This window comes from Micromonospora pisi (assembly GCF_003633685.1).
Lineage (GTDB): Bacteria > Actinomycetota > Actinomycetes > Mycobacteriales > Micromonosporaceae > Micromonospora_G > Micromonospora_G pisi.
In genome coordinates this window covers 1,502,945-1,519,312 of the sequence record NZ_RBKT01000001.1, presented here as the reverse complement: position 1 = coordinate 1,519,312, position 16,368 = coordinate 1,502,945, and the positions used below count along the sequence as shown (strand labels likewise).

Sequence of the window (16,368 nt, the reverse complement as noted above, 5' to 3'; positions counted from 1 at the left end):
CGCCCCCGCGCCGGCGGGCCGGAGTGGGCCGAGTGGTTCAAACGACATGGACGGTGGGCACGTACAGGATCCATCGCCCGCCCTGCTCGCTGAACTCGCGCTCCTTGGCCATGATCTCTTCCGCGTGGTTCCAGGCGAACAGCAGGGCGTAGTCGGGATACGGGTCGCTGAACGCCTCCTGCGGCCGGACCGGAATGCGGGAACCGGGCGACAATCGCCCCTGCTTCTCCGGCGTCGAGTCGCACACGAACGGGACGAGGTTGGGGCCGATCCCGCAGTAGCTCGTCACCGTGGCGCTCTTGGAGGTGGCGCCGTATCCGACCACGCGCCGACCCTCGGACCGAAGCCGCTCCAACAGCGTACGGAGGTCGTGTCGGATGGCGGTGATGCGTTCCGCGAACCGTTCGTACGTCTCCATCTCGGCCAGCCCCTGCTTGCGCTCCTGCTCCAGCATGTCGCGCACTGCCGTGGACGGGGTGCGCGCACCGGCCAGGGTGACCGTGTACCGGATCGAGCCGCCGTGCACCGCGAGGTGCTCGACATCGACCAGTTCAAGTCCGAACCGGGCGACCATCGCCTGCACGGAACGGACCGCGAACAGGTAGAAGTGCTCGTCGTAGAGCTGGTCGAAGCAGGAGTGCTCGACGATGTCACCGAGATAACGATCTTCGAACACGAACACACCCGACGGGGCGAGCAGGGTCGCCACCCCGCGCAGAATCGAGTCGATGTACGCGATGTGGCTGATCGTGTTGGCCGAATAGATGACGTCGGCCGGACCCTCGGCGGCGCGGATCGACGTGGCCGAGGACTCCTCGAAGAAGTCGACCCGTACCCGTACGCCCTCGGCGGCGGCGACCTCGACCGCGTCGACCGAGGGATCCACCCCGAGGTGACGTACGCCGGCGGTCCTGATGGTCCTCAGCATGACCCCGTCGTTGCTGCCGATCTCGACGATGAACGGGTCCGGACCGGCCAGTTCGGTCATCAGGAAGGTCTCGGCCACCTGCTCGAAGTGCTTTCGCATCATGACGGATCCGGACGCGCGGTACGGGTAGTCCGGCCGGAACATCCGGTCCCGGGGGCACTCGTTCTGCTGTTGGACCATGGTGCAGTCACCGCAGATGCCGACCACGAGGTCGTACCGGATCTCGTCCGCCACCTCCGTGTGCCTGAGAAAGGCATTGGAAATGGGCTGCGGACCGAAATCGAACCACTGGCGGACGATTCCGCCGCAGATCCTGCACGTTTCCTTCGATGAATTCGCCTTCATGTCAGCCACCATTCGAGGTATCGGTCAGACCGTTTCCCATCCAGCATGGGTTCAGCGTGCATGGCGGTTCTGTGAGAGGGCACCTTTCAATGTGCCGTCCACGGCGAGCGGACCAGCGGTGCAAATCAACGTCCAGGAAGCGCAATCTGGAAGATGAGTGGTGACCGACCGGCGACGACAATCTCCCTTGTCCCCGTGTGATCGCCAGCCAATGCCAGTGAGCCTCCGGAGGTCATGACGATGCGCCCAGGTGTCCGTGCGATCCGCCGTCCCACCCCATTCCTCGGGGTCACCGCCGTGCTGCTCGGGCTGCTGCTCGGCGCGTCTCCACCGGCCGCCCACGCGGCCGTGAGGGTCGGCGCGGCCGAGCGGCCGACGGCACCCGACCCGGCCGGCGAGCATCAGGTCACGCTGATCACCGGTGACCGGGTGACCGTGTTCGCGGACGGCGGTCGCGCGGCGATCGACAGAGGGTTGGGCCGGGAGGGGCTCCGCTTCACCACGGAGCGGGTCGACGGGCGCCTGGTCGTCGTACCGGAGGACGCCCGCGGACTGATCGTGGCGGGACGGCTGGACCGGCGACTGTTCGACGTCACCACCCTGATCGTGGCCGGATACGACGACGCGCACCGCGCGGACCTGCCCGTACGGCTGTCCGGCGGTGCCGTGCCGCCGGTACTGAAGGCCACCGCGGGGGCCAACTGGAAGAAGCTCGCGGGCGCCCTGGAGGCCGACGACGGGCCGACTCTGTCGCTGGACGGGGTCGCCACCCCCACCCCCACCCCCACCACCGCGTCGGCCGGCGCCGCCACCACGCACACGCTGACGGTCCGTTACCTCGGGCGCGACGGCCGTGCCACCACGAACGCCGAGTCCCTGGTGCTCGGCCTGGACACGACGGTCCGGGAGTATCTGACCAACGAGGCCGGCGTCTCCACGGCCAGTCTGCCCCAGGGCCGGTACACGTTGGTCGGCGACATAGTCGACGCCGAGTCCAACTGGCACCGTCTGGTGCAGCCGACGCTCACGCTCGACCGGGACCTCACCGTTACGGTGGACGCGCGCGTGACCCAACCGGTGACCACGCGGGTGGAACGCGGCGACGCCAGACCTGCGCTGGTCGACGTCGGGTTCGACCGCCGGTACGGCGACGGCCAGGTCCACTCCCTCTCGCTCCTGGCGGGGACCTTCGGCACGTTGTTCACCGCGCAGCTCGGGCCTGCGGTGACGGCTGAGGAGATGACGTCGGGGATATCCTCGACCTGGGGCGTTCCCGGGCCGGACGGCGACTTCCGCAACACCCCGTACACCTACAACCTGCTGGACACGCAGCCCGGCCGGTTCTTCACCGGATTCCACCGGACGGTGGCCGACCGGGAGCTCGCCGCGTCGACCGGGCGACATCACACGCAGGTGACCGGACGCCAGGGCACCAAGGGCTGGTACGGGCTCGCCCCGGGCTACGCCGCGGTGTCCGGCACCCTGCTGCCGTACGACCTGCCCGCCCAGGTGACGCACCTGCTGGACACGCGCGACACCCAGTGGTCGGGGTCGTTCGGCGAGCAGATCGTCCAGGGCGGCGTGCCCGTCTACGCGACGGCGATGGGATCGGACTACCGCTCCTTCGTCGCGGGGAAGCGGTACACGGAGCGGTGGAACGCGGCGGTCTTCGGCCCGTACCTGTTCCGTCCGGACCATGCCGCCGTACAGGGCGACAGGATGTGGTTCGGTGTGCCGCTCTACACCGACCAGGACAATCACCGGGCCGGTTCCCGCTCCGACCGCGCCTCGATCAGTTTGTTCCGCAACGGACGCCTGATCGGCGAGTCGGCCGGCGGCCAACTCAACGCGACCGTGCCCCCGGGTCCGGCGACCTTCCGCGTCCGCAACGTCTCGGAGCGCCACTCGATGTTCCGGATGTCGACCCGCGTCGACGCGACGTGGACCTTCTCGGCCGAGGCCGGCAGCACCGATCCGGTACCGCTGCCGCTCTGGGTGGTGCGCTACTTCCCCCGCGTCGACACCGTCAACCAGGCCGGCGACGCGCCCATCATCACCGTCCCGATCTCGGTGGAGTCGCAACCGCAGGCTGTCGTCGGCCGGCCGAAGCGGCTCGTGGTCACCTTCTCCGGCGACGGGGGCGCGAGCTGGCACCAGGCTCTCGTCGTACCTGGCGGAGCCCGCGGATATGTCGCCGTGATCGCCCGGCCCGCCGGGGCGCGGAGCCTCTCCCTGCGCGCCCAGTTCACGGACACCCGGGGCAACACCGTGGACCAGACCATCGACGACGCCCTTCACTTCAACGGCTGAACGGACCGGCCGAGAGGAGCCCGACCCATGAACGGAATCGCCGCGGTGTTGCTGACCGTCGGTGCGCTGCTCGGCGGCGGCCTGGCCGAGCCGGCGCGGCTCGCGGAGGACACCGCCTGCATCACCACTCCGACCACGCCCTCGCGGGACCCGGGCGGCTTCCGGATCTTCACGACGGCGAGCAACGGTTGCGCCGCACCGACCACGTTGTGGCTGGTCCGCCACGAGGCCGACGGTTCGGCATGGCACTCCAGCACGGAGATCGTGCTGATGCCCGGTGCCTCGGGTCGGCTCGACTGGCCGTGCCGCAGCACCGGAACCGGCACCTACAGCGCGATCCAGTTCGACCCGAACATGGCCTTCAACAAGAGCACGCCTCAGGTCCTCATCACGTGCTGACCGACCACAGCTAGGAGATCACGATGAGAGTCATGTTGCCGATCTGGCCGAACCCTTCCCACCTGTACCCGATCGTCCCGCTCGCCTGGGCGCTGCAAGCTGCCGGACACGAGGTCTGCGTACCGGCTCACCCGGACATCGCGGAGGCCACGGCCGCCGTCGGCCTGACCGCCGTACCGCTGGGGGACCGGGAGAAAATGCCGGTCCCCATGGGGCCCGGTCGGGCATACGTTTCCGAGCGGGAGAAGGTCGCGAAAGCCACCAAGGCGCTGGGCATCACCGCTGACGAGCAGGAGGCGTGGGACTCCTTCAGCCAGTTCATGCTCCCGGCGGTGTGGGACTTCCACCCGTACGGCGCCTCGCCGTCCGAACCGCAGATGGTCATGGACGCGCTGGTCGCGTTCGCCCGGTCCTGGCGACCCGACCTGGTGTTGTGGGACCCGTGCTTCCCCGGCGCCGCCGTGGCCGCGCGGGCGTGCGGCGCGGCCCAGGCCCGCTTCATCACCGCACCCGACTACTGGGTCTACTCCATCGACCTGATGGAGAAGCGTGGCGATCAGCTCGACGCGAACGGATGCCACAATCCGATGCTGGAGACGATCGCCCCGGTCGCCGAACGGTACGGCGTCGAGGTCGACCGGGAACTGCTGCGCGGGCAGTGGACGGTCACGCCGTTGCCGGAGGCGATGCGGCTGCCGGTCGACACCCCGGTCGAGTCGGTGCGCTGGATCCCGTACTCCGGGCAGACTCCCATGCCGGACTGGCTCTATCCGGTGCCGGACCGCCCCCGGATCGGCATTTCGCTCGGCCTGTCCTGGCGGAAGTACCTCGAGGGCGGGTGGGGTCACATCCCCGCGCTGCTGTCCGCCGTGTCCGATCTGGACATCGAGGTGGTGGCGACGTTGAACCAGAAGCAACTGGCCGACGTCACCACCGTTCCCGACAACGTGCGTACGGTCGACTACCTGCCGCTCAACCAGCTGGTGCCGACCTGTCAGGCGCTGATCCACCACGGCGGGTTCGCCAGCTTCGCTGCGGCGGCGACGGCGGGCATCCCCCAGTTGGTCACCGACTCGCCGGAGGCGGGGGTGAACGCTGTCGCCGAGGGCGACGGCATGGGTGCGACGAAGCATGCCGCCTCTCCCGTGACCGTACGGCACGTGACCGGCCGGCAGGCGGGGCTGGTGCTCGACATCGGGCGGCCGTCGACCGAGGCGATCCGGGAGCAGATCACCCGGGTGCTGACGGAGCAGACGTTCCGGGACGGTGCGGCCAGCCTGCACGCCGACTATCTGGCGGCTCCGAGCCCGAGTGCGGTGGTCGCGATCCTCGAGGCCCTGACCGCACGCCACCACGGCCGGTGAGCGACGTGATCAATGTCTTTCAGCCCTCGCTCGGCGAGGAGGAGCTGGCGGCCATCGCCGAGGTCTTCGCGAGCGGGTGGGTCGGCTACGGGTCACGGGCGGAGGACTTCCAGGCGCAGTTCGCGGCCCACATCGGGGTGCCGGCCGAGAACATGATCTTCATCAACTCGGCGACCTCGGGTCTGTTCCTGGCCGTCGAGCTGCTCGGGCTGGGCCCGGGGGACGAGGTGGTGCTCCCGTCGCAGGGCTTCGTCGCCAATGCGAACTCGGTGCTGGCGGCCGGGGCCAGGCCGGTGTTCTGCGACGTCGACCCGCACACGTTGAATCCGGGCGTGGCCGACGTCGAGCGGGTGCTGAGTCCCCGTACCAAGGCGGTGATGGTGCTGCACTACGGGGGGTATCCAGGGGAGATCGCCGAGATCGCCGCGTTGTGTCGCCAGCGCGGCCTGCCGCTGATCGAGGACGCGGCGTGCGCGCCGGCTTCCGCCGTCGACGGCCAGCGCTGTGGCTCGTTCGGCGACATGGCCGTGTGGAGCTTCGACTCCCGGAAGATCATCACCACCGGTGACGGGGGGATGCTGTTCGTCCGTGACCCCTCGGTGGCCCGGCGGGCGAACCGGCTGGCCTACCACGGGCTGGAGGACCGCAGTTCCTTTACCACCGCGGCCAGGGTCGCCAGCCGTTGGTGGGACCTGCACGTCGAGGAGACCGGCAGACGTCTGATCGGGAACGACATGACCGCTGCGATCGGCAGCGTCCAGCTACGCCGTCTGCCCGAGTTCGTCCGTCGCCGCCGCGAGATCGCGGAGACCTACGACGGGCTTCTGCGGGACGTCGAGGGCATCCGGCTTCCCCCGCCGATCCCCACCGGGCACGCCACCTCGTACTACTTCTACTGGGTGCAGATGCCGGCGGAGGTGCGCGACCAGGTGGCGGAGAACCTGCTGGGCAGAGGCATCTACACCACCTTCCGGTACGCCCCGTTGCACCACGTCCCGATCTTCCGAGGGGTCGGGGAACTGCCCGGCACCGACGAGGCGACCCGGACAACGCTGCTGCTTCCACTCCACCAACGCCTGTCGGACGCCGAGGTGCACAGGGTGGCCAAGGAGGTACGCAGGGCAGTCGAGGGCCGGCTCGGCGCACTGCCGAGGACCTGAGACCATCCGTGGCCGGTGTGAACCGGCCGGTCCGCCCCCGAGCCGTCAACCGGAGGAAAGCCGTGTTCGGTACCGAACTCGCCGACGTGTACGACCTGGTGTACGGCGCACGTGGGCAGGATTTCGCGGCCGAGGCGAAGCTGGTCGCGGGGCTGGTCCGAGCACGCCGCCCGCATGCCGACTCCCTGCTCGACGTCGGTTGTGGTACGGGTGAACATCTCCGGTGGCTACGTGGGCTGATCGGCCACGTCGAGGGGGTCGACCTGTCGGCCGCGATGGTGTCGGTCGCACGGGCGAAGCTTCCAGGAGTCGGCGTGCACGTGGCGGACATGTGCCGATTTGATCTCGGACGGCGCTTCGACGCGGTGATCTCACTGTCCACCGCCGTGGCGTACCTGCCCTCGGCCGAGGCGATGGGTGCTGCCGTCGCCCGGATGGTGGGGCACCTGCGTCCGGGCGGCGTGTTGATCGTCGAACCGTGGTACTTCCCGGAGAACTTCCTCGACGGCCACATCGCGGCCGACATCATCAGGGGACAGAGCCGCACGATCTCCCGGGTGTCGCGCACCGAGCGGCTTGAGTGCGCGGCGCGCATCGAAAGCCACTATGTCGTGGCGCAACGGGACGGCATCCAGCACTTCTCGGAGGTCCAGGACTTCGGGCTGTGGTCGCGTGATCAGTATCTGGATGCCTTCCGCCGTGCCGGCTGCGCTGCCGACTACCTGCCCGATGTCCAGTCCGGCCGCGGCCTGTTCGTGGCCCAGGCAGGGTGATCGCGTCCCGGCCCCGGGCCGGGACGCGATCACCTGTCCGCTCGATGGGCTCACCGCAGGGTTCGGGCGAAGGCCCGGACGTCCTCCACGATCAGCGATGGCTGCTCCATGGTGGCGAAGTGACCGCCCCGCTCGAACTCGGTCCAGTGGCTGATGGTCGGATAGTCGCGCTCGGCGAAGGCCCGAATCGGTGCGAAGTCCGGCTGGAACACCGCCACACCGATCGGGACCGCGATCGGATCGGGCACCGTGCCGGGCGTGAAGACGGCTCGCATGTAACTCCGGGCCTCGTAGAAGAGGTGCGCGGAGGAGGCCGCGGTGGCGGTGAGCCAATAGATCATCACGTTGGTGAGCATCAGGTCCCGGTCGACGGCGTCCTCCGGGATGTCCGCCGAGTCGGTCCACTCCCGGAACTTCTCCACGATCCAGGCCAACTGGCCGACCGGCGAGTCGGTGAGGGCGTAACCGATCGTCTGGGGACGGGTCGACTGCACCTTCATGTAGCCCGACAGTTCGGCGTCGAACAGCGCCAGCTTGCCGAGCCGGGCCAGGTCGTCCTCGCTCAGCCGCTCCATTTCCCGGGGGTCCCCGCTGGGGACGGTGAGCAGCATGTTGAGGTGGACGCCGAGGACCCGCTGTGGGAACAGCCGACCGAGTTCGAGGGAGATGTACGCACCATGGTCGCCGCCCTGGGCCAGGTAGGTGTCGTAGCCCAGCCGCTCCATCAGCTCCGCCCAGGCCCGAGCGATCCGGGTGTAGTCCCAGCCGGTCGCGCCGACGGGCCCCGAGAAACCGTGCCCGGGAAGCGACGGGATCACCAGGTGGAACGCGTCCTCCGCGGATCCACCGTGCGCGACCGGATCGGTCAGCGGGCCGATCACGTCGAGGAATTCCGCGATCGAACCGGGCCAACCGTGGGTGAGGAGCAGAGCCGGCGCGTCCGGCTTCGGCGACCGGACGTGGAGGAGGTGCACCCGGGCGCCGTCGATCTCGGTGACGAATTGCGGGTACTGATTCAGTCGCGCTTCCGCGGCCCGCCAGTCGTACTTCGTACGCCAGTGGTCCACCAGCTCCCGGAGATAGGCCAGCGGCACGCCGCGGTCCCAGCCGACGCCGGGCATGTCGTCCGGCCAGCGGGTGGCGGCCAGCCGGCTGTGCAGCTCATCTAGGTCGGCCTGGGGGATGTCGACGCGGAACGGCTCCATGGTTTGCCCCTCGCTGCTCGCGGTTCGGATCGAATGACGAGATGATCGTGGGCTCCGTTACCGCCTTTCGTCTACTTCCTGCTTGCTGTCCTCATTAGTGCGTGGAAGTGCGGTAGCCGGGAAAATGCGGCGATGATTCTGTAGTCTGGCGAGGTATTCGGCTCCGAAGAGGAAGATGCTTAATCATGGTGGACAACCCTGAACTCAAACCGCTGGAACCGTTGGTCGGAAGATGGCAGACGAGTGGACGTACCATTCCTGGCCCGTCGGACCCGGGTGTCACGATTTCCGGGACCGATGTCTACGAGTGGCTTGGCGGGGGATTTCTGGTGCACCATGCCGACGTGCTGCTGGGCGAGAGCCGGGTGCGGGTGATCGAGCTGATCGGGGACCACGACCCGGCCGACGGCACTTATGCCATGCGGTCGTTCGACGCCGACGGCGCCTTCACGACGATGCGGGCGAAGGTCGACGAGGACGGCGTGTGGACCTTCGCGAACGAGTCGATCCGCACGACGCTCACCATCGGCGAAGGGGGCGAGAGGATGGCTGCCCGGTGGGAACGCCTGGACGACGGCTCGGACTGGTGCCACTGGATGGACCTGAGTTTCACCAGGCTGCCGGACGGTCGCTGACGGTGGGATGTGCCGGGGCGCCCCGGCACATCCCAGGTGGAAACGACTGGACTCAGGTCTGGGCCGCCTCGGGTGCCGGCTCGTCGGCGAGCCACGACGGCGCCGGCGCGGGCCGGCGCGGAGCGTGCCGAAGCACCCTGGCCACCGTTCCTGGCCGCATCAGCGCCGAGGGCGGGTCCATGAGACCGGCCACGCGCATGTACCGGTCGGCGACCGTGGCGTCCTTCGTCGCGGCGTACTGCACGCGCGCGATATAGGCGTTGCCGAACCGGACCTTGACGGTTCGGGGACCCTCCACCTCGGGAAAATCGAGGTCACCCCCGGCCGAGATGTCCCACGGTACGTCGATGATCCGGGCGATGCTCGCCAGGAAGCGCCGCGGATCCGGTGTCCCCGCACGAAGGTGGTCACGCAACGTCATGGCCTCGATCGCCGCGACGCTCATCCCCTGGCCGTACACGGGATTGAAACTGCACACCGCGTCACCCATGACCAGCAGGCCGTCGGGGAACCTTCTGAGCCGCTCGTAGCGGCGCCGTATGCTCGCCGGAAACCGGAACGACTGGGGTACGTCGAGCGGTTCGGCGTGCTTGACCGCCTCGTACACGTCCGGCACCGACAGCGTCCGGGCGAACTCCAGGAACGCCTCCGGCTCGGTCGGCGGGTAGTCGCCGAGGATGCCGGTGAGCGACAGGACGCAGAGGTCGCGCCCGACCTGCCCAAAGAACGCGCCCCGGGGATGAGCGGGTGACGCCACCGGGTTGATCGACTGTACCCCGTCGAACCACTCCGGCCGGGTCCGGTAGTGGCAGGTCGTGTACGCGATGCCGACCTTGACCCGGTTCACTGCCGGCCGGTCGTAGCCCAGCTCCTCCAGCCAGGCCGGAGTGCGTGAGCCGCGACCGGTCGCGTCCACGATCAGATCACTGTCCAGGACTTCCTCGGCCGCGTTCCCGGTGTTCGCCTGTACCCGGACACCGACCACGCGGTCCCGGTCGGGCGTCGCGACCAGGTTCAGGATGTCGTGCCGTTCCAGGAAGCGGACGTTCGGCAGCGCCGCCACCCGGGTCCGGACGTGGTGCTCCAGCAGCGGCCGGGGCGCGGTGACGGAGATCAGTCCGGTACGGGCGGGCTGGAGCTTGCGTCCGTTGAAGAACCATCGCATCTCGCCCAGGTCGCCGGTCGGCACCCCGGCGCTGACCAACTCGGCGGTGAGGCCCGGAAAGAGCGACTCGAAGGTGAGGTGACCGCGGGCATGCAGCCCGTGTGCGTGACGGGTGTGCGGCGCTCCGCGGCGGCTCTCGCGTACCCCCAGCACCTCGTCCCGGTCGATCACCAGCACGGTGTCGTAGGTTTCGGCGAGAATCCGGGCGGCGAGCAGTCCGGTCATGCTTCCGCCGAGCACCACAGCGCGGTTGTTGGCCATGGTCATCCTCGCGAATTCGGCTGTGCCCGTGCGATGACCGCACGCCGGGTGCGGGTGGCCACCGCCGCCTGACCGCCCGAGGCGGATTCTGTGGTGGACGATGTGCTGCGCGACGTCATGCCCCGTTCCCTTCTAGATGTAGAGCGTGTTGGGTTCGAGCTCACACAGAATCCGGCCGTACAGTTCGAAGTTGGTGTTCGGGTGCATCAGCGCGTGCAGGTTCACCGCCTGGATGTCGCGCAAGAAGCGCTGGATCGGCACGTCGTTGTAGATCGACGAACCCCCGCTGGCCGAAGCGAGGATCTCCACGGCCTCCTTTGCCAGCCGGCACGCGGCCCCCATGTCGGCGCGGGCCTGTGCGCGCTCCTCCAGTTTCCACTCGGCGTCCTCCACGCCCTTGGTGTCCACCAGCGTCGCGAGCCGGTGCGCGTGGAACTCGGCCTCGTCGATCTTCATGGTCGCCTCCGCGACCTGTAGGTGGGTCAGCGGTGCCGTCCGCTGGCTGTCGTACGCGGTGTAGGTGATCTTCCGGTTGGGCAGCCGACTCATGAAGATGTCCAGGGCGCCCTTGGCCAGCCCCACCGCGGTGCCCACCGAGGAGGCGCAGGCCACCGGGAGCAGCGGGGAGCGGTAGATCGGCGACTCGGCGTTCAACGCCGACGCGTACTGACCCTGCAACACCGCGGGCAGTGGAAGGATGCGTCGTTGCGGGATGAACACGTTCTTGGCAACGGTGCTGATGCTGCCCGTCCCGCGAAGCCCTGCCACGTGCCAGTCGTCCACCTTCAGCAGATCCGACATCGGGACCAGGGCCATGATCGGGTACGGTTCGCTGTCCGAGCCCACCAGGACGGCGATCACCACCTGCCAGTGGCTGTGCGGGCCGCCGCTGATGAATCCCCACTTGCCGTCGACCAGGACGCCCCCGTCGACCGGGGTGGCCATCGCGCTCGGGCTCAGGGTGCCGCAGACTCGTACGTCGGGGGTGGCGAACACCTCGTCCTGGACCTCGTCCGGGAACGTGCACGCCATCCAGGTCGGAATCCAGTACACCGAGGCAGTCCACGCGGCAGAGCCGTCGGCGCGACCCAGCTCGGTGGCCACCTCGACGAGGGTCCGGGTGTCGCACTCGTAGCCGCCGTAGCGGATCGGCACCCGCATGCGATAGAAGCCCGCCTGGCCAAGTGCCTCGATCGTCTCGTCGGGCAGGCGCCGGTCGGTCTCCGCCACGTCTGCGTTTTTCCGCAGCAGCGGTGCCAACTCCGAGGCTCGACTGACGAGTTGTTCGCGGGTCGGGACAGTGGTGGTCGACATCTGTTCCTCCTGAAATCGTCCCCAGAGAAGGGCACGTCGTCATCGCCGCTGACCGACTGTCGCCACGCGTCGAGACGCTCGCCTCTGCACGCTCGCATCGGTCCACCGTCGGGCGCATCTTCTGTATTGCGTTCTGTGTCTGCCCTCCGGCTTGGCCCGGCGTGGGGGAGGTGTGCCGCCCTCGCGAGGTGCGTCGGGTCGCCGGCGCCCTTGCCGCCGCGGCCTCGTGCCCCGGACCCGGAGCGCCGGCACGAAGACCGTCCACGAGCGGCGCCCGAGGGCGGTGTGCGAGACCGACCGCGGCCAGGGCGTGCGCCGGTACGGGCGTCCCGAGGACGGCCTGCGTCACGCCCGCCCCCTGGGGGCGATCACGCACCCGTCATTCGGCGGGATCTGCCTCTGTCCTGGCGTGCACCCTCGGAATGGGCGGGACGAGGTCGACCCCGCCGTTCTTCGGGCGCATTCGTGTTTCGGTGTCCGCCCTCGCCGCCGAGCCATTCTGTCGCTCCGGAACCGCTCCGGAACCGCTTGGGAACCGCTCCGGAACCGCTCCGTGCCACCTGGCGATCGGATGATTCTCTCGGGGTGAATGTGGCGCGGAGAGTCTGAGGTGTCAGTCGTGTCATGGGGCAGTTCCGGCACTGTGCCGGGGTGGCCGGTCGGCGGCTGTTCGGTGGCCGTCCGGCTGGCCATGCAGATGTTTCTCGTGCAGACCATCCGTCCGACCGGGGTGTTCGCCGGGCCGACAATTCTGGGATGTCGGACAATTGCCGGAACAAGAACGGTTCAAAGAGGACCCTGCATCATCGCGTACGTGGACCGAAAGCGCACTTGACGAGGATTGCGGGCCAGGCCCAGTATTTCCTACTTGTAGTAAATAAGGGACTTTGTGGACAGATGCCAACATATTCCCGCAGCGACCTCGATTGGGTGAAGTAGGGTCCATGGCCGCGTCCGCGGCGCGGATGATAAGGCCCGGTCGGTGGGTGGTGATTGGTGAGCGCCGCTACCCATAATTCCCGCAGCATTCCGAGTGCGGTTGATGGATGGGTGTGACGTTCGGTAGCGGCGGATGGTCGGCCCACTTCTGGATTGCGCTCCGTATTCCTGGTGCTGCGGAAAGTGTTGCCAACTATTGGACCCTCCGCTAGCATCGTTCCTGTTCGATCAGGCATGGCAATTCGGGACCTCAGCGATGCTATCGACACTGCCGGGCTTTTCTCGCGCGATTCGTTCGCGATGGTGCGGTATTGCTGCGACGTCATTCGGGATGGTCGAGTGAACGCCACCTTATGGGTGGCGCTCCTGTCCAGACGGGCATGGCGATGCCGTACCGAGATCGGCGTTCGATGCTTTCGCTGTGTCGCACAAACAGACGGGAAGGGTGCCGTGGAGGAGATCACCGAACGTGCGGTAGTGCGGGCCATCGCGACAATGCGTGACAACCTTGCTGAACAGGTCACCGTGGATGACATGGCCCGAGCGGCGATGTTCAGCAAGTTCCACTTCACCCGCATCTTTCGCCGGGCCACCGGGGTCTCACCGGGCCGGTTCCTGTCCGCGATGCGCCTTCAGCGCGCCAAACAGCTTCTCGTGTCGACATCGTTGAACGTCGGCGACATCAGCGTCCTCGTCGGGTACAACAGCGTGGGGACGTTCAGTTCGCGCTTCACCAGAAGCGTGGGCCTGTCACCCTCCGCCTACCGGAAGACGGGTGGCTTCGTCAGCGATGTCCGCGTCGACGAGAAGAGGGTCGCCGACAGTCCACGTCGCGCGGTCGTGCACGGTTCGATCTGGCCGCACCAGATCGAGCGCCACGGCCTCGTCTTCGCGGGACTGTTTCCGGAGCGGATCCCGGAGGGCCGGCCGGTACGGTGCACGGTGCTGGCCCGGCCGGGCCCGTACCGGTTCGACGACGTGCCGCAGGGCGACTGGTACCTCCTGGCGCACTCCCTGCCGGCCGATGTCGAGGGTTTCACCCGGCACACCTTCTCCGACTCCACCGCGCTGTCGGTCGGTACCAGCGGGCCGATCGTGATCGGGCGCGATGCGACGAGCAAGTCCGTCGACCTCCAGCTCAAGCCGATGCAGGTGCTGGACCCACCCGTACTGCTCGCCCTGCTCGACGTCCGGAAGATGGCGCTCGGCAGGCGGGGCCTACCGGAACTGGTCGAGACCGGAGCGTCCACCCAGCAGGCCCTACCGCCGCAGGCCCCGTCGCTGGCCCGCCGGGATCGGTCCGCCGCATGAGGGCGTGGGTTGGCGCCGACGGTGACGGCGACGACACGCCGGCTGACGTGGACCACACGCGTGCCCTCCCGGTCCGGGGTGGCGGCGACGGGCGAATGCTGGTCTTCGTCACCGGCGGCACGGGGTTCATCGGCTCCCACTCGGTGGCGGAGATCGTCCGGTCGGGCCACCGGGTGCGGCTGCTGGTGCGCGATCCGGACCGGGTGCACGCCGTACTCGCCCCACTGGGGGTGGACCGGGCGGCGGTCGAGCACGTGGTGGGTGAGGTGACGGATCCGGCGCGGGTCGCGTGGGCGATGGAAGGGTGTGACGCGGTCCTGCACGCGGCCTCGGTCTACAGCTTCGACACCCGGGACCACGCTCGGATCCGGCAGGTCAACGTCCGGGGCACCGAGGTAGTGGTGACCGCCGCCCGGGCCGTGCGGGCCGATCCGATCGTGTACGTGTCGAGCTTCGGCGCCCTGCTGCCCGGCAAGGATGATCCGATCACCGTCGAATCGCCGGTCGGTAGACCGAGGGAGACCTATCTGGCGTCCAAGGCTGAGGCCGAGACGGTCGCCCGGCGGCACCAGGAGGATGGCGCGCCGGTCGTCATCACGTACCCGTTGGCGACGCTCGGGCCGCACTCCCCGTACCTCGGCGACCAACTCGGCCGAGTGCGCGATGTGCTGCGCGGACGGATGCCGATCTGGCCGCTGGGCGGGTTCCCGGTGGGCGACGTCCGAGACGTGGCGCGACTGCATGCCGCCGTGCTGCGGACGGGCCAGGGGCCACGCCGGTTCATCGCACCGGGGCGTTACGTGCATACCCGGGACCTGATCCGGGCATTGCGCCGGGTGGCCGGCCGGACGCTGCCCACCATCTACCTGCCGGCTGCCGCCCTGCTCCCGGTCGGCCTGCTCACCGGTCTGGCCCAGCGTGTGCTGCCGGTGCACGTGCCGGTGGAGTACGGCGCCATCTACACCTGCGCCGTCGGCCGCGCCGTCGACACGTCGACCAGCGCGGAGCTGCTCGGACCCGGGGCGGTGCCGCTCGACACGACCCTGGCCGACACGGTCGGCTGGTTGCGCGACGAGGGGTACCTCACCCGCCCGGCGCCGTCGGGGGTGGTAGGCCGGCCCCGGGTGAGCTAGATCTCGTCTTGCGGGTCGGATGGCATTGGCACGTATCGTTGGATATCGTGCGCATCTCGGATCTCAGCAGGGTCAGCGGGGTGCCGGTCGCGACGATCAAGTTCTATCTTCGCGAGGGGCTGCTAGAGCCGGGGAGGCTGACCGCTCGCAACCAGGCCAGGTACGACGAGTCGCACCTGGCGCGGCTGCGTCTCATCCGGATGCTCACCGGGATCGGTCAGTTGAGTCTGTCCTCCGTACACGAGGTGGTGGCGGCGGTCGACAACAAGGGGCTGTCCACCCAGGGGCTGTGCCGGGCCCTGAACCGGGCGCTGTTCACCGAGCCACCGCCGGCCGCGGAGCTCAGCGCGGGTGGTTCGGTCAGCGACCAGGTTGACGAGTTCATCGAGGGGCTCGGCTGGACGGTGGAGGTCGGATCGCCGGGGCGCCAGACGCTCGCCCAGGTCCTGATCGCGATGCGGCGCCTGCGGCGCACCGCCGACGTCGACATCTTCGAGCCGCTCGCGAAAGCCGCGGAGCAGCTCGCGGCGTACGAGACCGACCTGGCGTACGCCAGGGACGCGGACGACACCGTGGACCGGGCGACCGTGGTGGCGCAGACCGTCCTGCTGGAGGCGGCGTTCGCCGCGATGCGCCGGATGGCCCACGACCACCACCTGGGCACCCGTAAACCCTGACCCGACCCTTCGGTGGTGTCCGGAGGGCTGACCCCCCGTCCGGCCGACGATCCGCCGAATCCCCCGCGCGCCCGCTGCGGTAACCCGGCGCTCGCGAGCGGCTATTCCGCTTTCGTCGGCGGTTGAGCAATTCTTGAGAAGACACCGCACGAGTTCGACCGCGATTATATCGATGGGCGGGGATTCAACCCGGGCGCACGAGATATCCGGAGGAAGGACGGAAGTGCCTGCCGCCAGGTGGCACGCCCAGATGATTTGGTCGCCAATCCGAGGTGTCGGGTGACATTCGGTGGGACTCACGAGTGCCGTTTCCCGACGTCGTCATGGGATTCGTCACCGGCGACGGGCAGGACGGCGAACAGGCGGATCTCCGGCCCCGGTTGGCGACGACCGTCCACCAGCATGCGGCGATCGCCGCAGATTCGTATCCGGCACCGGACCCGTGACGG

The 16,368-nt window shown here is 68.7% G+C and carries 14 protein-coding genes; 10 read left to right on the top strand and 4 right to left on the bottom strand.

From position 1 onward, the window contains the following. Positions 1 to 37: 37 nt before the first annotated feature. Positions 38 to 1,273 (bottom strand): class I SAM-dependent methyltransferase, encoded by a 1,236-nt coding sequence (locus BDK92_RS05705; protein ID WP_121155259.1) that lies wholly within the window; start codon positions 1,271 to 1,273, stop codon positions 38 to 40. 240 nt (positions 1,274 to 1,513) lie between these two features. Between BDK92_RS05705 and BDK92_RS05700 the strand changes: the two genes are divergently transcribed. The 5 genes from BDK92_RS05700 (at position 1,514) to BDK92_RS05680 (ending at position 7,279) form a co-directional block, all read left to right on the top strand. After that, positions 1,514 to 3,583 carry a peptidase S8 gene (locus BDK92_RS05700; protein WP_170208509.1) on the top strand — a complete coding sequence of 690 codons (2,070 nt, stop codon included), beginning with the start codon at positions 1,514 to 1,516 and terminating at the stop codon, positions 3,581 to 3,583. Positions 3,584 to 3,610: 27 nt separating this feature from the next. Beyond that, on the top strand, positions 3,611 to 3,982 hold the full coding sequence (locus BDK92_RS05695) for a hypothetical protein (RefSeq protein ID WP_121155255.1): 372 nt from the start codon (positions 3,611 to 3,613) through the stop codon (positions 3,980 to 3,982). Between the two features lie 23 nt (positions 3,983 to 4,005). Then, positions 4,006 to 5,346, top strand: coding sequence for a nucleotide disphospho-sugar-binding domain-containing protein (locus BDK92_RS05690; RefSeq protein WP_121155253.1), 1,341 nt, complete (start codon positions 4,006 to 4,008; stop codon positions 5,344 to 5,346). Continuing rightward, complete coding sequence (locus BDK92_RS05685; RefSeq protein WP_211349097.1) at positions 5,343 to 6,506, top strand: DegT/DnrJ/EryC1/StrS family aminotransferase; 1,164 nt, start codon at positions 5,343 to 5,345, stop codon at positions 6,504 to 6,506. Before BDK92_RS05690 ends, BDK92_RS05685 begins: the two co-directional genes overlap by 4 nt. Before the next feature lie 62 nt (positions 6,507 to 6,568). Then, entirely contained in the window at positions 6,569 to 7,279 is a 711-nt protein-coding gene (locus tag BDK92_RS05680) for a class I SAM-dependent methyltransferase (protein WP_121155251.1), read from the top strand. A gap of 50 nt (positions 7,280 to 7,329) precedes the next feature. On the opposite strand, the gene BDK92_RS05675 is transcribed toward BDK92_RS05680, so the two are convergent. Next, complete coding sequence (locus BDK92_RS05675) at positions 7,330 to 8,484, bottom strand: epoxide hydrolase family protein (RefSeq protein ID WP_121155249.1); 1,155 nt, start codon at positions 8,482 to 8,484, stop codon at positions 7,330 to 7,332. Positions 8,485 to 8,813: 329 nt separating this feature from the next. On the opposite strand from BDK92_RS05675, the gene BDK92_RS05670 reads away from it, so the two are divergent. After that, on the top strand, positions 8,814 to 9,119 hold the full coding sequence (locus BDK92_RS05670; RefSeq protein WP_147456922.1) for a hypothetical protein: 306 nt from the start codon (positions 8,814 to 8,816) through the stop codon (positions 9,117 to 9,119). Between the two features lie 52 nt (positions 9,120 to 9,171). Here the strand turns inward: BDK92_RS05670 and BDK92_RS05665 are convergent, their stop codons facing one another. After that, positions 9,172 to 10,551, bottom strand: a complete 1,380-nt coding sequence (locus BDK92_RS05665) for an FAD-dependent oxidoreductase (protein WP_121155245.1) — start codon at positions 10,549 to 10,551, stop codon at positions 9,172 to 9,174. A gap of 126 nt (positions 10,552 to 10,677) precedes the next feature. Further along, positions 10,678 to 11,859: an acyl-CoA dehydrogenase family protein gene (locus BDK92_RS05660; RefSeq protein WP_121155243.1), complete on the bottom strand. Its 1,182-nt coding sequence runs from the start codon at positions 11,857 to 11,859 to the stop codon at positions 10,678 to 10,680. A gap of 1,488 nt (positions 11,860 to 13,347) precedes the next feature. Between BDK92_RS05660 and BDK92_RS05655 the strand changes: the two genes are divergently transcribed. From BDK92_RS05655 to BDK92_RS38840, 4 genes are all read left to right on the top strand, one after another. Next, positions 13,348 to 14,109: a helix-turn-helix transcriptional regulator gene (locus BDK92_RS05655; protein WP_425462293.1), complete on the top strand. Its 762-nt coding sequence runs from the start codon at positions 13,348 to 13,350 to the stop codon at positions 14,107 to 14,109. Then, complete coding sequence (locus BDK92_RS05650; RefSeq protein WP_246016843.1) at positions 14,106 to 15,242, top strand: NAD-dependent epimerase/dehydratase family protein; 1,137 nt, start codon at positions 14,106 to 14,108, stop codon at positions 15,240 to 15,242. The genes BDK92_RS05655 and BDK92_RS05650 overlap by 4 nt, the downstream gene beginning before the upstream one ends. A gap of 47 nt (positions 15,243 to 15,289) precedes the next feature. After that, complete coding sequence (locus tag BDK92_RS05645; RefSeq protein ID WP_170208508.1) at positions 15,290 to 15,919, top strand: MerR family transcriptional regulator; 630 nt, start codon at positions 15,290 to 15,292, stop codon at positions 15,917 to 15,919. Positions 15,920 to 16,221: 302 nt separating this feature from the next. Further along, positions 16,222 to 16,365, top strand: a complete 144-nt coding sequence (locus BDK92_RS38840) for a hypothetical protein (protein ID WP_170208507.1) — start codon at positions 16,222 to 16,224, stop codon at positions 16,363 to 16,365. Positions 16,366 to 16,368: the final 3 nt, after the last annotated feature.

What these genes read in the sequence shown, in the direction of transcription:
- BDK92_RS05650 (WP_246016843.1), top strand. Translation starts at nt 14,106, where the DNA reads ATGAGGGCGTGGGTTGGCGCCGACGGTGACGGCGACGACACGCCGGCT.
- BDK92_RS05675 (WP_121155249.1), bottom strand. Translation starts at nt 8,484, where the DNA reads ATGGAGCCGTTCCGCGTCGACATCCCCCAGGCCGACCTAGATGAGCTG.
- BDK92_RS05655 (WP_425462293.1), top strand. Translation starts at nt 13,348, where the DNA reads ATGTTCAGCAAGTTCCACTTCACCCGCATCTTTCGCCGGGCCACCGGG.
- BDK92_RS05665 (WP_121155245.1), bottom strand. Translation starts at nt 10,551, where the DNA reads ATGACCATGGCCAACAACCGCGCTGTGGTGCTCGGCGGAAGCATGACC.
- BDK92_RS05695 (WP_121155255.1), top strand. Translation starts at nt 3,611, where the DNA reads ATGAACGGAATCGCCGCGGTGTTGCTGACCGTCGGTGCGCTGCTCGGC.
- BDK92_RS05700 (WP_170208509.1), top strand. Translation starts at nt 1,514, where the DNA reads ATGCGCCCAGGTGTCCGTGCGATCCGCCGTCCCACCCCATTCCTCGGG.
- BDK92_RS05660 (WP_121155243.1), bottom strand. Translation starts at nt 11,859, where the DNA reads ATGTCGACCACCACTGTCCCGACCCGCGAACAACTCGTCAGTCGAGCC.
- BDK92_RS05690 (WP_121155253.1), top strand. Translation starts at nt 4,006, where the DNA reads ATGAGAGTCATGTTGCCGATCTGGCCGAACCCTTCCCACCTGTACCCG.
- BDK92_RS05705 (WP_121155259.1), bottom strand. Translation starts at nt 1,273, where the DNA reads ATGAAGGCGAATTCATCGAAGGAAACGTGCAGGATCTGCGGCGGAATC.